Consider the following 19,067-nt stretch of genomic DNA (forward strand, 5'->3'; position numbering starts at 1 on the left):
ATATTTCAAGATATGTCGATAAATAAAGTAATACTGGTAGGAAATGTAGGGAAAGACCCCGATGTAAAATATTTTGATAACGGAAGCGTTGTTGCTAACTTTACGTTGGCTACTACCGAAAGAGGCTACACAGCTGCAAACGGAACTCAAATACCTGACCGTACAGAGTGGCATAATATTGTCTGCTGGCGTGGCTTGGCTAAAGTCGCAGAGCAATTTGTGAGAAAAGGGACTCAGGTATATGTTGAAGGGAAAATTCGTTCGCGTACTTACGATGATGCCAATGGAGTGAAGCGTTACGTTAATGAGATATATGCAGACAATCTTGAACTATTGGGAAGTCGTAAACGTGAAGGCGGAGACTCTCCTGCCGGCTATGGTTCACCTACGGGGTATGGTTCGGATAACACACCGACAGAGAATACAGGATATCAAGCCCCTCCGATGATGGGAGAGGAGGATGACCTGCCATTCTGATTTAGATTAGATACTGAAAGTTATGTATAACGCTTCCTTAGAGGAAGAGTATGGAATAAAATATAAAACTGAACAGATTAAGTAAAATAGTAACCACTGTTTGATTAATCTGTTCTTTGTATTGTTACGATGAAAATATTAAGTATTCTTTTTTTTGTTTTTACATTTACTTTAAGTTCCTGTAGCGAATATACCCCTAAGCCTATTGGATATGCTCGTATAGAAAAGGTGGCGGCTGACACTGTTAGGTTACAAGCTTCCGGCTTCTCTTTTCTATACTCCTCTCTCGCAAAAATAGAATACTTGAATCCCGAAGTAAAAAATGAGGTTTGGTTCAATATTTATTATCCGACATACAAAGCAAAAATTTATTGTACCTATATTCCAACCAATAATAAAGAATTACCTAAGATGCTTGACGATAGTCATCAATTGGCATATAGCCATGCGGTGAGGGCGGAGAGCATATCACAAACTCAATTTTCTGATTCGCTAAAACATTTATCAGGCTTGATATATGATATAAAAGGCTCTGTTGCATCTCCTGTCCAATTTTACGTGACCAATAATTCTTCAAAATTTATGAGAGGTGCGCTATATTTTAACGATGCTGTAAAATCAGACTCAATCGTTCCTGTCGTTGCTTTTTTGCGTGACGATATTGTTCGCATCATGGAGTCGCTGCAATGGTAGTACGGTAATGGGGATTAGAAATAAAAACCGGAAAGTTTCTTCTGTTTATATCTTGCTTTTTGCGATAGGGATTAGCCTTTTTACTTACCTTGACTTTGCCGACTTGGCTATACCTTATGATGATGCATACTCCGTTTTTATGGTGAAATCGTCATACTCCGATATCGTAAAAATTACCGCAAAAGATGTTCATCCACCTCTCTATTACTGGGGACTCAAAGCATTCAGTGCGATCTTCGGAGACACAATCTTTTCATTAAGGCTCTTTTCCGTGTTGGGCATATTTGCTACATTCTTGCTGGGGTACTTTCCTATAAGAAAGCAGTTTGGAGACAGAGTAGCACTTATGTTTATCTCCCTTCTCATCATGTTCCCCGTTACGCAATACTTGGCAACAGATATCCGGATGTACTCATGGACTATGTTTTTTGTATTGGCTTGTGCTATTTGTGGCTATAAAGTATACTTGAAGGGGCATTTCCGCAATTGGGGGCTGTTTCTGATAACCGGACTTTGTGCTGCTTATTTGCATAACTATGGACTGCTGAGTGTTGTTGGCATTTATATTTTTCTGCTTGTATTTTTAGTACAGAAAAAGAAGGAATGGAGACGCTTGGTATACTGCGGAATAGTATTCTCCGCTTTATATATTCCTTGGCTTTTACAACTGATATGGCAGTTTTCGGATGTAGCTAATGAGTATTGGATAAAACCGCTGACATTAAACGATCTGTTCTTGCACATCTATTATTTTTATTCTCCTAAAGAAGTTTGGAGGCCATTTACCGATTTTACTAAAATACAGATGATGATAGGGCTCATTATTGTGATGGGTATTCAACTGCTAATAACACTTAAGGTGTTACGCTCAGGGATTAAAAACAGAGATGAAAAGACTTATCTGGCGATCATTTCTTTTTTGGTATTCCTTTTTCCTATTTTAATAGCGGCTCTGATTTCAATATTATATGTGCCAATATTGGCTAGCCGTTATATGACATGCTCTTTCGGACTTTTCATTTTAAGTATGGCCTTTGTTTTTGACAAGGCATACGAGTATCCGATTTCCAGGTGGTTGACGAATGTGTTTTTTGTATTATTGATTTTTGTAGGAGGGGTTCGTGTATATTCAGGAGTGAAATATTACAATGAAACAGAATCCTTATATCATAAGATTCGTCTGTTTACTACCTATGATGCAGAAAAGCAAATTCTTGTCGCAGCTGATTCATCTTACTCCGTAATGCCACGGTTACAATTGATTGTTCCCGATCATTATTTCTGTATCTTAAAAACAGCAGTTGATAATGATTTTAGCCCTTTTGTTTTTCAAAAAATAGATTCTATACCTCTTTGCGATTTTATATTGGTGCACCATGAGCCTAAAGAAATTAGTGCAGACTTTAGGAAATATCAACATCAGTTATCAGAACGTTATATTTTTTCAGATAGCATACAGGCTCTTGATTCTTATCTTTATAAGCTAAAATTGAGATAGATTAATAGTCATCATAGTATGTCGTTTTCTCCGGTTCGCCATACATGACACCAACCACTACTAGTCCGGCTCCGCCTATAATTCCCAATGTTGCATACAAGGCATCATTATTGGCTGGTTTTTCTACATAGAATAGATCTCCACGGTCTAGTAATTGATTAAACATTTCAGATGGTTTTGCTTCTGTTCTTATCAGGCTCGACAAATAGAAGTCTTGCTCAAAAACCATCGGTTTATCGGGTTGCGAATAAATGGTCAAATAACTTTTAAAAGCTAATGGAGTATTGGTTTGGTCAAAGTCTTTCCTTCTAATTTTTAAAGCGACGTCTCCTTGCCCTCCCATTGTTGCATTCTTATAGCTTTTCTTATTTATATGATCAAATTTGGGGCTTAAGATCAAAGGTATTTCACTTACCATAGTTTGTGGAGGAACAAAACTTACACTCTTAGGGAGCGATGCAGCTCCACTAAAGCTGCCCCATGAGGATGAGTTGCTGTTGATAGTACTATCCCAATCTCCTGAGTAATTAATTTCTTTTCCCGAATATGTTGTCGCTATATTATCTATGATAAGTGCAGATTTGCCCCAGTCTACATATAATGGCTTGTCAGATTTATTGAATACTGTAATTTGTACCGGACCATCTTGTCCCTTAAAACAATAAGCAATCCACAGACTATCCGTTTCTAAAAGAAAATCTCCATTATCTACTTTTTCGACATACTCGTTAGGCGTATTTAGGGTAGAGTAGAAAAATGTAGAACTACATGATGAGAAGATTAAAATAATAGATAATGTAAAAAACAAATATTTCATCTAAGTCTATTTTTTGTATTCATTATTGGTATCAAAAGGCTATTAGAGAATGGCTGCTCTCTTTGAGATAAAGGTACAAAAGATATTAACACAAACAATAAGTTTGAAAAAATATTAGCAGGGACTTTTGTCTTTTTCTAAGCTCTATTTTCTAAAAAAAGGTTGCAGCTATTTACTGCAACCCCATACTGATATTATATATATGTGTAAGGAAGAATTATTCAGGTCTGTCGGCCATGGCGGTTAATTTACCTTTTGTTTTCAGGTTTTCCATCAGTACTTTATCGCCATCTTCAAGATCTACAATTGTGTATTTCCCAACTCCGCATATTTGCATTTCATCGAGAGCGTCTACCAGATTTTTATAATTGGATTTTTCTGTTGGCTTTATCAAAACAATAAGCCCGTCCTTTGATTTTTTTACATTGCTAGACATCTCTTTAAATTCCTTTTCAGTGATTTGCTTTTTATAACGTTTTTGTCTCAACTCTTTTATCTTAGACATGTTTGCATTGTTTCGGGTTAGCAACATATTGCGTAAACCAAGAGTGTTTGTTTCTTTCAATGATGTATAATCTTCATAATTTGCTAAGCCTTCATAATAGTAAACCTTATCATTTTCTCCCAAAATCACTGTTACAGATTTTGAGTCGGGCACAGCTTGCGCTCCCTTATCTGTTGGCATAGCTACATCCATTATTTGAGGAATGCTTAATGTTGTGCAAAACATGAAGAATGTAATCAGTAAAAGATTCATGTCTACCATCGGAGTAAAGTCTACTCTTAATATCTTGCGTTCAGGTCTGCCTTTTTTAGTTTCGCTCTTACCTGTAGTATCTATGTTAGCCATAATATTTATTCTTTAAGAGGTTAAACATCTATTTTTACTTAATAGAGATAACAGATGTTGAATTTCCATAAATTACTATGACTTTTTTTTTAGATAAATTATCTTTGTGCCTCATCCAATCTTTTAGATCCAAATGAAGCAAAGAATAATCCTCTATTTGACTGTATTTTTCTATTTCGTTCTTTTATTCCTTATCGGCAAAATTCTGTTTGCTTTTATTCATGCCTCTTTAGGAGGGGGCGTTTCGGCAAAAGATATGCTTGATATACTATATAATGGTTTGCCTCTCGATTTGTCGATGAGTGGATACCTCACAGTACTTCCTGTTCTTATTCTTATTGCGTCTATTTGGATTAAACCTCAAATTATAGCGCGAACATACAATATTTACTTTGGGATTATATTATTGTTGATAGCAATAATTACGGTTGTAGACTTGGTTGTATATCCATATTGGGGATTTCACTTCGACTCTACAGTTTTTCTTTATCTAAAAAAACCAAAAGAAACTTTTGCAAGTGCCTCTATTCTCGACTTTGTATTTGGTATACTGGGTATGGCTATATATTTTGTAGTATCTTACCTAGGATATATGTATATTATAAGAAAACAAGTACTTAATTTTACGGTTCCCAAAAGTATCGCTAAATCTTGTATTGTGCTCGTCATTCTGTTGGCGGCACTCTTTCTTCCTATCAGGGGTGGAATTACTGTATCTACTATGAATATTGGTCAGGTGTACTATAGCGACAATATGTTTTTTAATCATGCGGCTATCAACCCCGAATTCAATCTGATGTCGTCGTTCTTTAAGTCTGATAATTTTGCTTCGCAATATCAATTTTATGATAAAAAAGAGGCTGAAAAGGTGTTTGCTCAACTAAACTTTCAGCCTAAAAGTGATAGTGTTCCTAATTTATTGAAAACAGATAGACCTAATATCATATTGTTTATTCTCGAGAGTTTTTCTGCTAATGTCGCTTTAGACTCTGTGGTGGCACCTAATATGAGTCGCTATGCGAAGGAAGGCGTGTTTTTCAAAAACTTTTATGCAAACAGCTTCCGTACCGACCGGGGACTTGTTTCTATTCTGAGCGGTTATCCTGCACACCCTACTGTGGCTATAATGAAATATCCTCAAAAGACAGGAACGTTAGCTACTATCCCCAAAGCATTGAAAGATGCGGGGTATAATAATCTCTCATTTTATTATGGTGGTGATGCTGATTTTGCTAATATGCGTTCTTATTTTGTGGGGGCATGCGGGATAAAAGATATTGTCTCTGATAAGAAATTCCCTTTGAGCGAGCGTCTTACAAAATGGGGTGTTCCTGATAAGTTTTTGATTAACAGACTGCACGAAGATCTACTCTCTAAAGAGCAAAGTGAACCTTACGTCAAAGTTGTGCTTACTCTTAGTAGCCATGAGCCATTCGATGTGCCCCGAGCTGGATTCAAAGAACCGTTTCTTGATGCAGTACATTATACCGATGAGTGTCTGGGCAATTTTGTAGAACAATTGAAAAAAACAAAACAGTGGGATAACACCTTGATTCTCTTCGTTGCCGATCATGCAATGCAGTCGTATCCCAAAGGTTTGAGCAATAGTGATCCGGAGCGTTTTCGTATTCCTCTTATATGGATAGGAGGCGCTATAAAACAGCCGGTAACAGTTTCATCTTATGCTTCGCAAAATGACATAGCTGCAACTTTGCTGTCTCAGTTAAACTTAAAACATGATGACTTTAAGTTCAGTAAAAATATCCTAAGCCCCGAAGGTAATAAATTTGCATTCTATTCTTATGTTAATGGCTTTAGCATGACAGACTCTACGGGAATGGTAACTTACGATAATGATAAGCAAAGCATTATTCATCATAAAGGCGTTGTGACTGATTTAGAGAAAAAAGCCAAATCATTCTTTCAGATGATGTATCTTGATTTGGGCAATAGATAAGATTTATTATTTTTTAGTTTGTTTATACTGAAATGTTTAAACAATGTTTTATGTCCAAGCGTTATTTATTATAAAATAAAATGGAGGGCTTTAACATGAGAACAATACTTGTACTGACCGCTATCGTTATTCTAGGATTTAGTTGTAAAGCGGGAGACAGCCTGACAAAGCAGGAGGTTATTACTAGGCTGACAGAAAAAATAGAATCAGCAAATTATACTTTTGTCCCTCAAACGGCTTTACCGATGAGTGGGAAATCAATAAGTCTGGATTATTCTTATTCACTTAAAGTATCAAAGGATACTATAAATTCTTATTTGCCATATTTCGGTAGAGCATATACTGCTCCCATTTCTCCAACAGATGGAGGAATAAAATTTACAAGTAAAGATTTTGAATATTCTGTTACAAAGAATAAAAAAGGGATGTGGGATGTTTCTATAACCACAAAAGATACTCCACGCAAATACTCTCTCAGCCTTTCTATCGGAGACACCGGATATGCTACCTTAGTAGTGAATGAAAATAATAGACAACCAATCTCTTTTTACGGAAAGATAGAATAATTAATAATATTTCGCTTTGATCAGCCGTTTTTTTAGCATAAAAGTAATATATTTGGAAAATTATTAGTTATTTCGCACCCTTAATAAGGGGTGCCAAATATTTATTAGTCTATTTTTATGCAAATATCCTTCACTGCAAAGCAGATTGCTACAGTCTTAAATGGAACTATTGAAGGGGATTCTTCAGTTGAAGTGAATAATTTTTCACGTATAGAAGACGGTAAACCCGGGACATTGACATTTTTAGCAAATCCCAAATATACCCATTACATATATACAACAGACGCCAGTATCGTATTGGTGAATAATGATTTTGTAGCAGAACGTCCGATAAAGGCAACGCTGGTGCGTTGTTTCAATGCCTATGCAGCTCTTGCCATATTATTGGATATGGTAGAGAAAATGAAACCTCAGAAGAAAGGAATAGAAGCAATGTCTTTTGTTGCAGATACTGCTAAGCTCGGCGAAAATGTATATGTGGGAGCATTCTCATATATTGCAGAAGGTGCAGTAGTGGGCAATAATTCGAAGATATATCCACAATCTTATATTGGAGACAATGTTACAATCGGGGATAATACAATTATCTATCCCGGAGTGAAAATATATCAAGGATGTATTATCGGTAATAATTGTATCATACACAGTGGTGCGGTTATCGGAAGCGATGGCTTTGGTTTTGCACCCGAAGGTGAGATATATAAAAAGATTCCTCAGATGGGTATTGTACGCATTGAGGATGATGTGGAAATAGGAGCAAATACAACAATTGATCGCGCCGTGATGGATGCGACTGTTATACATAAAGGGGTTAAGTTAGACAACTTGATTCAGATTGCACATAATGTTGAAGTCGGAGAAAATACAGTAATGGCGGCTCAGGTCGGTATATCCGGCTCTACTAAAGTCGGCAAACACTGTATGTTTGGCGGACAGGTCGGATTGGGCGGACATATTACCATTGGTGATAATGCGAATATAGGTGCTCAGTCTGGTATAATAAGCAATATTGAACCCGACGCAAAAATACTTGGGTCCCCGGCAGTACCAGTGAAAGATTTCTTCAGATCAAGTATCATATTTCCTAAATTGCCTGAAATGTACAGGCAGTTAGCACAGTTGCAAAAGGAAATTGATGCATTGAAAGCAAATAAACATGAATAATATATTTTAAAAAAATGAGCAAACAGCACACTCTGAAAGGCAGTTTTACATTGCAAGGAAAAGGGCTGCATACAGGATTACCTATAACCATAACATTTAATCCTGCCCCGGACAATCACGGATATAAAATAAAAAGAGTAGACCTGGAAGGTCAGCCTATAATTGATGCAGTTGCCGAAAATGTAGGAAATACGCAGCGTGGTACTGTTCTTATAAAGGATAATGTGCAGGTGAGTACTATAGAACATGCTATGGCTGCTTTGTATGCTCTTAAGATAGATAACTGTCTTATTGAAGTGAATGCTCCTGAGTTTCCGATATTGGATGGGAGTTCGATACAATATGTACAGGGAATATTTGCAGTAGGAACCGAAGAGCAAACAGAGGAAAGAGACTATTTTGTTGTTCGCAGCAAGATGGAAGTCGTGGACGAGGAAACCGGGTCTAAACTAACTCTATTGCCTGATGATCGTTTTTGCATCAATTCGTTTATTGAGTTCGAATCCAAATATATTCCGAATCAATCGGCTACTCTCGAAAATCTTGCTGATTTTCCTAAAGAAATAGCCAACGCGAGAACTTTTGTTTTTGTACGTGAAATACAAAAGTTGCTTGAAGCCGGATTGATAAAAGGTGGAGACCTTGATAATGCAATCGTTATCTATGAGCGTCAGATATCTCAGCAAGACCTTGACAGTTTAGCTGATTTGCTTGGTGTACCATATAAAGATGCTACAGAGCTTGGATATCTGAATAATAAGCAAATAATGTACCCGAATGAGCCTGCTCGCCACAAACTATTGGATATAATAGGAGATATGGCATTGATAGGGAAACCTATCAGAGGTAGAATTATTGCTACCCGTCCGGGACATAAGATCAATAATAAGCTGGCACGTTTAGTTCGCAAACAGATTAAACTGAATGAAGTTCAGCCGCCTGTATATGAGCCTAATAAACCGGCAGTGTTTGATATAAACAGAATTAAGGAGCTGTTGCCTCACAGGTATCCGTTTTTGATGGTCGATAAAGTGATTGAGGTAGGGCAAAAACATATTGTAGGTATAAAAAATATTACAACAAACGAACCTTACTTTCAAGGCCACTTTCCTCAAGAACCGGTTATGCCGGGAGTATTGCAGGTAGAAGCAATGGCACAGGTGGGAGGATTGTTGGTTCTTTCTCAGATTGATGAGCCGGAAAGATATTCGACCTACTTTCTGAAAATAGATAACGTAAAATTCAGAACCAAAGTAGTGCCGGGAGATACGCTGATTTTCAGACTGAATATGATGTCTGAGATTCGTCGTGGAATTGCCAACATGAAAGGGTTTACTTTTATTGGTGACAGGCTGGTTTCTGAAGCTGAGTTTACCGCGCAAATTGTAAAAAATAAATAATTAAAGTATTATGTCAAACATATCGAATCAGGCTTATGTGCACCCGGAAGCTAAATTGGGTGAAAATGTGACAATTGAACCTTTTGCCTTTATTGACAAAAATACAGAAGTTGGCGATGGTACTATCGTTATGTCGGGTGCTAATGTAAGAAATGGAGCCCGAGTAGGAAGTAACTGCCGCATATTTCCCGGAGCTGTAGTAGGTGGAATCCCTCAGGATTTGAAATTCAGAGGAGAGGAAAGCCTTGCAATAGTAGGAGATAATACTACAATAAGAGAGTGTGTTACCATAAACAGAGGTACAGCTTCGAAAGGATATACTAAAGTAGGTAATAATTGCTTGCTGATGGCATATAGCCATGTCGCGCATGACTGTGTGCTGAATGATAATATCATACTAGGGAATGCTACTCAGTTGGCAGGAGAAGTAGAGGTAGAGCACCATGCAATATTGAGTGGCGGAACACTTGTACATCAATTTACTCGTATCGGAGCACATGCAATGATACAGGGTGGAACCCGCTTAGGTAAAGATATTCCTCCGTATATTATTGCAGGACGCGAACCGGTTTGCTTTTCCGGAGTAAATCTTGTCGGATTGCGTAGACATGCTTATAGCAATGAAAAGATAAATGAAATACAAGAAATATACCGTGTAATCTATCAGTCGGGATTCAATTTTTCTGATGCAATCAATAAGATTGAGAGTGAATTTGAAGAAACACCAGAGATGAGACTGATTGTTGATTTTGTTAAAAGTTCGCCACGAGGCATTGTCAGAGGTTATTTGGGGTAAGTATTGTAAAAAGAATAAATTGTGATCCATTTAGATGTTCTAAATGGATTATTTTTTTATAAAAATATTGTACCTTTGCACCCTCAATTTATATATATGCAAAATATTAGAAATATTGCGATTATCGCACACGTCGATCATGGTAAGACTACTCTTGTTGATAAGATGCTTCTTGCCGGACAATTGTTCAGAGACAATCAATCTACAGGCGAATTAATACTTGACAATAATGATTTGGAGCGTGAGCGAGGGATTACCATCCTTTCCAAAAATGTTTCGATTAATTATAAAGGAACTAAAATCAATATAATAGATACACCCGGACACGCTGACTTTGGTGGCGAGGTTGAACGTGTATTGAATATGGCTGATGGTTGTTTGCTGTTGGTCGATGCATTTGAAGGCCCGATGCCTCAAACCCGTTTTGTGTTGCAGAAAGCTATTCAGATGGGATTGAAGCCAATTGTGGTTATTAATAAAGTGGATAAACCCAACTGTCGTCCTGATGAAGTGCACGAGATGGTTTTCGACTTGATGTTCAGCCTCGACGCATCCGAGGAACAGTTGGATTTCCCTACCATCTATGGATCTGCGAAACAAGCTTGGATGTCGGATGACTGGAGCAAACCAACAGAAGATATAACTCCATTGCTGGATGCTATTGTAAAATATATTCCGGCTCCCGAATATTTGGAAGGAACACCGCAAATGTTGATTACATCATTAGACTATTCTAAATATGTAGGACGTATTGCTATCGGGCGTGTACATCGTGGAGAACTCAGAGAGAATATGGATGTCTCTTTGTGCAAGCGTGATGGAAGTTTTGTAAAAACGAGAATAAAAGAAATAAATATATTCGAAGGACTGGGACGTATAAAAGTTCCGAAAGTTCAGTGTGGGGATATTTGTGCCCTGATAGGAATCGAAGGTTTTGAAATTGGCGACTCGATTGCCGACCTGGAAAATCCGGAAGCGTTACCGACAATCGATATAGATGAACCTACTATGTCGATGTTGTTTACCATCAATGATTCTCCTTTCTTTGGGAAAGATGGTAAATTTGTGACATCAAGGCATATTCACGACCGCTTGATGAGGGAGCTCGACCGCAACTTGGCACTACGTGTTGAAACAACGGACAACTCCGATTCGTGGATTGTTTATGGACGAGGTATTCTGCACTTGTCAATCCTTATCGAGACTATGCGTCGCGAAGGGTATGAGCTGCAAGTTGGTCAGCCAAAAGTTATCATAAAAGATATTGACGGACAAAAATATGAACCGGTAGAGCAATTGACTATCAATTTGCCGGAAGAATATTCAAGTAAAATTATAGACCTTGTGACACGTCGTCGTGGAGAATTGACGATGATGGGTAACAAGAAAGATCGTATCTATCTCGAATTCAATATTCCTTCACGTGGTATTATCGGGTTAAACAATGCAGCACTTACGCTCTCGGCGGGAGAAGCTGTTGTTGCACACCGGTTCTTAGAATTCCAACCATGGAAGGGGGATATCGAAAAACGCATGAATGGATCTATTATCGCTAGCGAATCCGGTAATGCGTATGCATATGCTATTGATAAACTGCAAGATAGGGGTAAATTCTTCCTTGAGCCTCAGATAGATATCTATATGGGGCAAATTGTGGGAGAACATAGCAAAGAAGGAGATCTGGTTGTAAATCTTACAAAATCGAAGAAGTTGACCAATGTGCGTGCTTCGGGGACAGATGATAAGGTGAAGCTTGCTCCTCCTGTTATTTTCAGTCTCGAGGATGCCTTGGAATATATAAAAGGGGATGAGTACGTAGAGGTAACGCCGCATGCGATACGTTTACGTAAAATCTATCTGGACGAAAATGATCGTAAGCGAATGGCAAAAAAGTGATAAAATGTTCATAATAGATTGGGGGTTATCAGATTATTCTGATAGCCCCTTTTCGTTTTTTATACTAGAATTATCTTATAAAGAAGGGTTCTTGTTTTAAGCTGGAGGGTGAAAAGTGACAGTGAAAAAGGGCGTAAAAGGTGTCACTTTTGTCACCTTTTCACTAAAAAAGGGTTTTTACAGCTTGTTATCATAGAAGCTTTAGTGCATTAAAACTTATAAAAAGTGAAGACAACTTATTATTGACAACTTCTGAATCTTATGATTAAACAATTTTTCATACCTTTGCTTCCTTAAAAATAGAGATATCCACATGGCCGATACCAAACAGCAATTTGAACATGTAATAGCAATATGCCGTACTCTTTTTGCCAAAAAGTTGAAAGATTATGGTGCTTCATGGCGCATACTCCGCCCACAATCGGTTACTGACCAGATACTGATAAAAGCAAAACGTATAAGAAGTATCGAAGAAAAGGGTGTGAGCCTTATTGATGAAGGTATTGTTCCCGAGTTTATCGGAATCGTGAATTATGGTATCATTGGCTTGATGCAATTGGAATTGGGTTTTTCGGATAGTATAGATATTACCGAAGAGCAGGCTCTCGCATTGTATGATAAACATATGACCGAAACCAAAGAATTGATGTATGCCAAAAATCATGATTATGATGAGGCATGGCGCTCTATGCGGATTAGTTCATATACAGATCTTATTCTTACAAAGATATATCGGACAAAGCAGATAGAAGAAAACAAAGGCAAGACTATTGTTTCGGAAGGAGTAGATGCCAACTATATGGATATGGTAAACTATTCTCTCTTTGGTTTGATAAAGTTAGAATTTCCTGAAGAGGGATAATTAAATAAATGGGCAAAAAGAAGGATGTAATTATAAAGATTTTAGTAGAAATATCCAGAATTATACTGGGTGTTACCTTTATTTTCTCCGGCTTTGTAAAGGCTGTCGACCCTTTTGGTACGGCTTATAAAATCGAAGATTACTTTGCTGCATTCAATCTTACTTCGCTTTCTTTTTTGTCTATGACAGGTTCTGTTCTGCAAAGTGTTGTGGAATTTGCAATGGGGGCATGTATGCTTTTCGGCTTGTATCGTAAGTGGAATTCACGACTGATGTTGCTGGTTATGGTCTTTATGACGGGGCTTACTTTGTATCTGGCTATAACAGATCCGGTAGAAGATTGCGGATGCTTTGGCGATGCTTTGATAATTACCAATTGGCAGACATTCTATAAAAATATAGTACTGCTTATATGTTCTGTTATAGTATTCCTATATTGTGAGCGTATCAGTAATTGGTTTACAGGTAAAACATACTGGCTGGCATTCTTGTATATCTTTATTTTTATTGGTCTTTTCACATTCCGCAATTATTTATACGACCCCTTGTTCGACTTTCGACCTTATAAAATAGGAGCAAATCTTCCTAAATTGATGAGTGTAGAGAGTGGAAAAGGTAGAGAAGAAAAGACTGTGCTCGTTTATGCGAAGGACGGAGTAGAAAAAGAATTTACTGAAGATAATTATCCTTGGGAAGATAGTACATGGGTTTTTGTGCGAATGGACAATCATGTTATACAAGAAGGAGAAAAGCCTCTTATTAATGATTTTTCTATAAATAAACTCGTATTTAACTCCGATAGGACAGAGGTTGAAACACAATTAGATATTACGCAAGAAGTTTTGTCGGATTCAAATTATGTTTTCTTGATGATAACCCCTTCGCTAATAAACATGAGTGATTCTTATTTCAGCAGATTCGAGGATATAGAAAACTATGCAAAAGATCATAATTATCATTTCTTTTGTGTGACCGCATCGCCTACAGATGAGATAATGAAATGGTCAAAAGAGAATACGATAAATTTTGATTTCTGTACAGCTGACGGACGTATGCTAAAAACTGTAATTCGTTCCAATCCCGGGCTTATTCTGTTAAAAGAAGGTATTGTGGTCAACAAATGGGCGGATATAGATGTTCCTGCAGAAGAGTATCTTACAAAACCTTTGACTGATTTGCCTTATGGACAGATGATAGATACGAAGGCCGAAGACAAAAAGAACTTGATCGCTGTGTGTGTTGCATTCTTTTTACCATTGTTGTTTCTGAAAGGATTGGATTTCCTGTTTTTCAGAAAGATGAAGAAAGAAGCTATTACAGAAGAAGAAAATGAAGAAGAAATTAAAGAATAATATATTAATCAATAAAAACAAATATTAAAATCATGAGAAAGAATATTGTTGCAGGAAACTGGAAAATGAACAAGAATCTACAAGAAGGTGTTGCATTTGCTAAAGAATTAGAAGCTGCATTAGCCGGGAAAACATTAAAATGTGAAGTAATTGTAGGTACTCCATTCATTCATTTGGCAAGCGTAGCTTCATCTACTAAATTGGGTGTTGCTGCTCAAAACTGTGCTGATAAAGTTTCAGGCGCATATACAGGCGAAGTATCAGCTGCAATGGTAGCTTCTACAGGCGCAAAATATGTAATCCTCGGACACTCTGAGCGTCGTACATACTACGGAGAAACAGATGCTATCTTGAAAGAGAAAGTGCTATTGGCTTTAGCTAACGGATTAAGCCCAATTTTCTGCATCGGTGAAACAAAAGAAGAAAGAGAAACAAATGTACATTTCGATGTTGTAAAAAGACAAACAGTAGATGCATTGTTTAATCTTTCTGCCGAAGACTTCTCTAAAATAGTTATTGCTTACGAACCGGTTTGGGCTATTGGTACAGGTCTTACTGCTACATCTGCTCAGGCTCAGGAAATGCACGCTTTCATCCGTCAGACAATCGCTGACAAATATGGTAAAGAAGTTGCAGATAACACTTCAATCCTATATGGTGGTAGCGCAAACGGAGGAAATGCAAAAGAACTTTTCTCATGTCCTGATATCGACGGCGGACTTATAGGTGGAGCTTCTCTCGATGTTGAGAAATTTATTCCTGTAATTGAAGGATTCTAAGAAGATCGACTAAAGTTTATATATAATGTTGCGGATGAACCCTGACCGAATATCCGCAACATTTTTAAATAACACACATATGAAAAAAAGTTTTTATATTTTCTTTTTATTAGGATTGTTTTCGGCTTCTGCGATTGCACAAAACAGTCAGAAAACAATCATTGATGAATTGAACTCATCTAAATGGGGGCAAGGGGATGTAAAAGTGATGCAAGATGATGTGTTGCAGGGTAAAATAGCGGTTCGGAGTGCCGAGCCTATAGACTCTCTCGGAGAACCTGAGCCGTCTACATCTTCGAATGCGAATGTAGCTCCCGGAACCAGAGTGAGAGAGTATAAAATTCAAGTTTTTATGGGAAATAATCAGCAACAATCCAAAAGAGAAGCTGAATCGAAGCAGGCACAGATAAGGAATGCTTATCCCGAGCTGAGAACTTCGGTTTCATTTCAGTCTCCATTTTGGCGTCTACGGGTAGGAAACTTCCGTACAAAAGAAGAAGCTGAGCAAATGATGCATGATATGCGCAAAACATTCCCTTCATTCGGACGAGAGATGACCGTCGTGTCGGAGGTCGTTAAACGATAATATATAATCTTCATAATGCAAGAAGAAAACAAAATGAACCTCCTGGAGGAGCACTATAAGAATATAATTTCTTTGTTAGGTGAAGATCCGGAGCGCGAAGGTCTGTTAATGACACCTCACAGAGTTGCCAAGGCTATGCGATTTTTGACAAAGGGCTACAGTGAAAGCCCCGAAGCTATTTTAAATAAGGCTTTGTTTAAAGAAGATTACCGTCAAATGGTAATTGTAAAAGATATAGATTTTTATTCCCTGTGCGAGCATCATATGCTCCCATTTTGGGGTAAAGCTCATGTCGCATATATCCCTAACGGATATATAACGGGATTGAGTAAGATTGCCCGTGTGGTCGATGTGTTTGCACGTCGTTTGCAGGTGCAAGAGCGTATGACCTTACAGATAAAGGAATGTATACAGCAAACTCTTAATCCTTTGGGGGTAATGGTCGTGATAGAAGCTCAGCATATGTGTATGCAGATGCGAGGGGTGGAGAAACAGAATTCGACGACTACCACCTCCGACTTTACAGGAGTATTTAATCAGGCTAAAACTCGGGAAGAATTTATTAATCTTATAAGATAGAGATGTTATAACAATATAAAAAATAACGAGATTTTTTCTGCACAGAAGATAATCTCGTTTTTTCGTTTCGGACTATGTATTTATATAATATTCATACACATAAAGTAGATAACGCTTCATGCGAAGGGTATGAGGTGAAGTCTATTCTGAATACCTATCCGGAAGATTTTTATGAGAAAAGAAATCAGCATCCTGATTGTTGGTTTTCTTGTGGGGTGCATCCTTGGAATGCCGAAGATTCTGATTCGCAACTCCGCATTTTAGAAGAAATTATTGTCGAGCCCAATGTCGTAGCCATCGGTGAAGCGGGCCTAGACAAACTAAGGGGAGCCGAAATGTCTGTGCAGACAGATGTGTTTCGCAAACAGATCGAATTGGCTATGGATGTAAATAAACCTCTTATTATACATTGCGTAAAAGCCTGGGACGAGCTAATCCGGTTGTATAAGGAATACGAAGGAAGTAACATCCCTTGGATTATTCATGGTTATAGAGGTAATCCCCAACAAACACAGCAATTGAGTCGAGTTGGCTTTAAATTTTCGATAGGGGAAAGGTTTAATGCAGATTCGCTTAAAGAGATTCCGTTGACTGATATTTTTTGCGAAACAGATGAATCTGATTTGTCTATTTGTAAGGTGTATGAAAATATTTCAAGTGAAATAGATGTAGATAAAAATCATTTTGCTATTTTAGTGGCCGATAATGTAGGTCGAGTATTTAAATAATTGACAAAAGTATATTAGGTTATTAATTCTTTTCAGGTAAACTATGATTGATGTTAATGCTCACATATTACTAATTTATACAGGAGGTACAATCGGGATGGTCGAAAATCCTGCTACGGGTTCTTTAGAGCCCTTCGACTTTGCTCATCTGAACAATCATATACCTGAACTTCAGCGTTTCAAGTTTCATGTAGATCATATTGTTTTCGATCCTGTTATAGATTCTTCGGAGATTACACCCGAACATTGGAAAAAGATGGTGCATATCATCGAAGATAATTATGACAATTACGATGGATTTGTTGTGCTGCATGGTACCGACACGATGGCATATACGGCCTCGGCTCTCAGCTTTATGCTCGAGAACTTGCATAAGCCTGTAGTCCTTACCGGAGCTCAGCTGCCTATCGGTAAATTGAGAACAGATGCAAAGGAGAATTTGATTACCGCCCTGGAGATCGCTGCCGATAAGAATCAGTTAGGCTACCCAATTGTTCCCGAAGTATGTGTTTTCTTTCAGAACGATTTGCTTCGAGGGAATAGGAGTACCAAAGTGAATGCAGATAATTTTAATGCATTCAAGTCATATAATTATCCTAATTTAGGAAAATCTGGTATTCAGATAAGGTACGAGAGAAAGGCTATTCATACACCCGACTATGAGAAGAAAACGATCTTCCATTATCGATTAGATAATAGGATCGCTTCATTAAAGTTGTTTCCGGGAATTGATAAACAAACCGTAGAGGCAATCTTGACATTGAAGAATATAAGAGCTGTAATTCTTGAGACCTACGGTTCGGGAAATGCTCCTCTGTCACCTTGGTTTCTTGATCTTATCCGCGAAACGGTGAAGCGGGGGGTTATTATAGTCAATATATCTCAATGTGAAATCGGACTTGTAAATATGCAGCGTTACGAGACCGGGCGTGAACTTTTGCGTGCAGGTGTTATCAGTGGATTTGACGCTACATTCGAAGCCGCTTTAGCTAAGCTGATGTTTCTTATCGGGCATAAGTACGATAAAGAAGATATAAAGATACGAATGCGTGTGCCTCTAATAGGAGAAATTACAAGACCCGAAGACAGAGACAATGAAACAATATGAAAATTTACAGGTATTAGCTGAGAAAGCGAAACCTCTGTTTCTTCAATATTATAAAAAGAATAAAAAGCGTCTAGGCAAAATGGATACCATTGTGCAGCAATTGCACGATGAGGTCTCCGAGAAAATTGACTGCCTGACATGTGCCAATTGTTGCCGGAGTTTAGGGCCGGCTATCTACGATAAGGATATTGAGCGGATGGCAAAAGCGCTTCGCATAAAACCATCGGAAGTTGTTTCTTCTTATTTGCGGATAGATGAAGATGGCGATTATGTATTCAAATCTATGCCTTGTCCTTTTCTTATGGACGATAATTATTGTTCGATATACGAATCTCGACCGAAAGCTTGCCGAGAATATCCTCATACGGATCGGAAAAACTTTGAGCAGATTTATAAATTAACTGTTAAAAATACGAGTACTTGTCCAATTGCATACGAGGTTCTTTGTAAATTAATGGACAAGTGATGTGCTTTTCTAAATTTAATCAATCGCTCCTTTTCCGCGTCCCTTCTTCATTTTCCCTCTAATTTTCAAAAAAGGTTTGAAAAAAAATATGTTTAACAACAGTTTGCATATAAGGGATATAGGTATTATTTTTGTAGTTCTGCCGAAAAATATTTTAAAATTAATTGGTAAAAGATTTGGAGTGTAAGGAAAAGGTTATTACTTTTGCACCCGCTTTACCGATAGAGCCGGCGGGTTTTCGAGAGCGAGTTTTGGCAACAGACAAGATTTAGAGCTAGGAACTCGGACGGTGAAAAAGGGAAAAGCGCACAGATAACGATCTTTGAAATTTTGACAACATATGAGTGTAGTACAGTAGCACTTCGGTGCTAGAAAATATTATACCGTCAATTTACTTAATAAGTGAATCGATAAGGACAGGATCACAAAAGACTTAAAAAAAAGAATATACAAAGAAGAGTTTGATCCTGGCTCAGGATGAACGCTAGCGATA

General features: G+C 37.7%; 19 protein-coding genes. 17 read left to right on the top strand and 2 right to left on the bottom strand.

The features are described 5' to 3' along the window. The first annotated feature begins 12 nt into the window (after positions 1-12). The 3 genes from PKC55_RS15930 to PKC55_RS15940 all read left to right on the top strand — a co-directional run bounded on the left by PKC55_RS15930 (position 13) and on the right by PKC55_RS15940 (position 2,668). Positions 13-477 (top strand): single-stranded DNA-binding protein, encoded by a 465-nt coding sequence (locus tag PKC55_RS15930; RefSeq protein WP_135106858.1) that lies wholly within the window; start codon positions 13-15, stop codon positions 475-477. Positions 478-606: 129 nt separating this feature from the next. Beyond that, positions 607-1,170, top strand: coding sequence for a gliding motility lipoprotein GldD (gene gldD, locus PKC55_RS15935; protein ID WP_283685751.1), 564 nt, complete (start codon positions 607-609; stop codon positions 1,168-1,170). A 7-nt stretch (positions 1,171-1,177) separates the two neighbouring features. Beyond that, complete coding sequence (locus PKC55_RS15940) at positions 1,178-2,668, top strand: glycosyltransferase family 39 protein (RefSeq protein ID WP_291126287.1); 1,491 nt, start codon at positions 1,178-1,180, stop codon at positions 2,666-2,668. Position 2,669: 1 nt separating this feature from the next. Here PKC55_RS15940 and PKC55_RS15945 read toward each other — a convergent pair whose 3' ends face one another. Beyond that, positions 2,670-3,485 carry a hypothetical protein gene (locus PKC55_RS15945; protein ID WP_291126285.1) on the bottom strand — a complete coding sequence of 272 codons (816 nt, stop codon included), beginning with the start codon at positions 3,483-3,485 and terminating at the stop codon, positions 2,670-2,672. A 217-nt stretch (positions 3,486-3,702) separates the two neighbouring features. After that, positions 3,703-4,335: an ExbD/TolR family protein gene (locus tag PKC55_RS15950; protein WP_135106866.1), complete on the bottom strand. Its 633-nt coding sequence runs from the start codon at positions 4,333-4,335 to the stop codon at positions 3,703-3,705. A 133-nt stretch (positions 4,336-4,468) separates the two neighbouring features. Here PKC55_RS15950 and PKC55_RS15955 point away from each other — a divergent pair, with 133 nt between their 5' ends. The 14 genes from PKC55_RS15955 (at position 4,469) to PKC55_RS16020 (ending at position 18,574) form a co-directional block, all read left to right on the top strand. After that, entirely contained in the window at positions 4,469-6,292 is a 1,824-nt protein-coding gene (locus PKC55_RS15955) for an LTA synthase family protein (protein ID WP_291126283.1), read from the top strand. A gap of 95 nt (positions 6,293-6,387) precedes the next feature. Then, on the top strand, positions 6,388-6,858 hold the full coding sequence (locus tag PKC55_RS15960) for a DUF4251 domain-containing protein (protein ID WP_291126281.1): 471 nt from the start codon (positions 6,388-6,390) through the stop codon (positions 6,856-6,858). A 123-nt stretch (positions 6,859-6,981) separates the two neighbouring features. Beyond that, on the top strand, positions 6,982-8,022 hold the full coding sequence (gene lpxD, locus PKC55_RS15965) for a UDP-3-O-(3-hydroxymyristoyl)glucosamine N-acyltransferase (protein WP_185146751.1): 1,041 nt from the start codon (positions 6,982-6,984) through the stop codon (positions 8,020-8,022). Between the two features lie 14 nt (positions 8,023-8,036). Continuing rightward, the gene (locus tag PKC55_RS15970; protein ID WP_135106873.1) at positions 8,037-9,422 is read left to right on the top strand and encodes a bifunctional UDP-3-O-[3-hydroxymyristoyl] N-acetylglucosamine deacetylase/3-hydroxyacyl-ACP dehydratase; all 1,386 of its coding nucleotides are present in this window, start codon (positions 8,037-8,039) and stop codon (positions 9,420-9,422) included. Positions 9,423-9,432: 10 nt separating this feature from the next. Then, positions 9,433-10,218: an acyl-ACP--UDP-N-acetylglucosamine O-acyltransferase gene (gene lpxA, locus PKC55_RS15975; RefSeq protein ID WP_324373574.1), complete on the top strand. Its 786-nt coding sequence runs from the start codon at positions 9,433-9,435 to the stop codon at positions 10,216-10,218. 96 nt (positions 10,219-10,314) lie between these two features. Next, positions 10,315-12,114 (top strand): translational GTPase TypA, encoded by a 1,800-nt coding sequence (gene typA / locus PKC55_RS15980; protein ID WP_291126279.1) that lies wholly within the window; start codon positions 10,315-10,317, stop codon positions 12,112-12,114. Between the two features lie 313 nt (positions 12,115-12,427). Then, positions 12,428-12,976 (top strand): DUF1599 domain-containing protein, encoded by a 549-nt coding sequence (locus PKC55_RS15985; RefSeq protein ID WP_135106877.1) that lies wholly within the window; start codon positions 12,428-12,430, stop codon positions 12,974-12,976. Positions 12,977-12,984: 8 nt separating this feature from the next. Beyond that, positions 12,985-14,328 (top strand): BT_3928 family protein, encoded by a 1,344-nt coding sequence (locus tag PKC55_RS15990; RefSeq protein ID WP_291126277.1) that lies wholly within the window; start codon positions 12,985-12,987, stop codon positions 14,326-14,328. Between the two features lie 32 nt (positions 14,329-14,360). Further along, complete coding sequence (tpiA, locus tag PKC55_RS15995) at positions 14,361-15,107, top strand: triose-phosphate isomerase (protein ID WP_283685760.1); 747 nt, start codon at positions 14,361-14,363, stop codon at positions 15,105-15,107. Between the two features lie 79 nt (positions 15,108-15,186). Then, complete coding sequence (locus PKC55_RS16000; protein ID WP_291126273.1) at positions 15,187-15,693, top strand: SPOR domain-containing protein; 507 nt, start codon at positions 15,187-15,189, stop codon at positions 15,691-15,693. A 15-nt stretch (positions 15,694-15,708) separates the two neighbouring features. Continuing rightward, positions 15,709-16,272: a GTP cyclohydrolase I FolE gene (folE, locus tag PKC55_RS16005; protein ID WP_135106884.1), complete on the top strand. Its 564-nt coding sequence runs from the start codon at positions 15,709-15,711 to the stop codon at positions 16,270-16,272. A gap of 74 nt (positions 16,273-16,346) precedes the next feature. Beyond that, entirely contained in the window at positions 16,347-17,000 is a 654-nt protein-coding gene (locus PKC55_RS16010) for a TatD family hydrolase (RefSeq protein ID WP_291126271.1), read from the top strand. A 43-nt stretch (positions 17,001-17,043) separates the two neighbouring features. Then, positions 17,044-18,108: an asparaginase gene (locus PKC55_RS16015; protein WP_135106888.1), complete on the top strand. Its 1,065-nt coding sequence runs from the start codon at positions 17,044-17,046 to the stop codon at positions 18,106-18,108. Further along, a complete protein-coding gene (locus PKC55_RS16020; RefSeq protein ID WP_291126269.1) occupies positions 18,095-18,574 on the top strand; it encodes a YkgJ family cysteine cluster protein in 480 nt (159 codons plus the stop codon). The genes PKC55_RS16015 and PKC55_RS16020 overlap by 14 nt, the downstream gene beginning before the upstream one ends. Positions 18,575-19,067: the final 493 nt, after the last annotated feature.

Origin of the sequence: Dysgonomonas sp. (genome assembly GCF_035323175.1) — a bacterium.
Classification (GTDB): Bacteria; Bacteroidota; Bacteroidia; order Bacteroidales; family Dysgonomonadaceae; genus Dysgonomonas.